This is a genomic window from Campylobacter sp. 2352 PW (assembly GCF_024723575.1).
Lineage (GTDB): Bacteria > Campylobacterota > Campylobacteria > Campylobacterales > Campylobacteraceae > Campylobacter_D.
In genome coordinates this window covers 1-1032 of record NZ_JANQCX010000038.1, presented here as the reverse complement: position 1 = coordinate 1032, position 1032 = coordinate 1, and the positions used below count along the sequence as shown (strand labels likewise).

Below are 1032 nucleotides of genomic sequence, written 5' to 3'. Positions count from 1 at the left end.
GAAATAAAGTAAAACAATACTTGCAATACTTGTAAAAATAACAATAATGGCTTGTATATAGGCTATTTTCTCACTTGATTGAGAAATTGTATCAATATACGCCATATTACATACTGTATATCCATCTATGTTATCACACATTGCAAGTCTTTCATTTCCTTCTTTGCTGGTATAAAAGAATGGTTCACCATCTTTTACCTTACTAAATCCATCCGCCACAATAGCAACATTTGGATCGCTTCCAATATAATTTTTATTTGTTGAAACAAATGAAAAACGATTTTTGTCATAAATAAAAGAAGCGCCTGGCATTTGTTTAAGACTATCTTCTAAATCTTTAACCAAGACATCGATTGCCAATACTCCTATAAAATTACCATCTTTGTATATTGGCATGGCATAAGTAAAGCAAGGCAAACCTGTTGTAACATCAATATAAGAAGGAGTGATATATAGGCTATTATTTTTCATTGCTTCTATATAAAATTCTCTCGTTCTTGCGTCATAATTGTCAGCTTTTCCATAAATTCCATAGTCTAAGCCTTTACTATCGCTATCTGGATCACTTACTATTAATTCTCCATTTGGTTGAGCTAGATAAACAGCTAGGAAATTGCCAGAATCTCTAAATGATCTTAATTGATAGCCTATGTTATCCATTAATTTTTCAGCAGAATTTAAATCAGAATAAGGATGTCTAAGTATAGTTTCGCTTAGCTTTTTTAACGAATCAGACGTATCATCTTTGAAATTAATCATAAGATTTTTTGTAGAAATTAAACGATTTTGTTCAGAATTAACAATTTCTTGAAAAAGAGCATTTTTAACAAAAATAAATGTTACAACTCCTAGAATCAAAAGACATACAATTGCTATGATATTTGCAATTAAAGCAACTTTTATTTTAACACTTTTCACTACTTTTCTCCTAAAATATTTTTGTAATTATAAATAAAATTTTTACAATGAAAATTTAATTGTGATTTAATATTGTAAATTCCACAAAAGACAAAAAGATTATAAAATTGATAG

1 protein-coding gene is annotated in these 1032 nt (G+C 28.1%); it reads right to left on the bottom strand.

Annotated features, from left to right (window positions below; genetic code table 11):
• Window positions 1-918 (bottom strand): cache domain-containing protein (locus CAMP5121_RS08005; RefSeq protein WP_337215294.1); only part of this gene is annotated, 918 nt, incomplete at its 3' end.
• Window positions 919-1032: the final 114 nt, after the last annotated feature.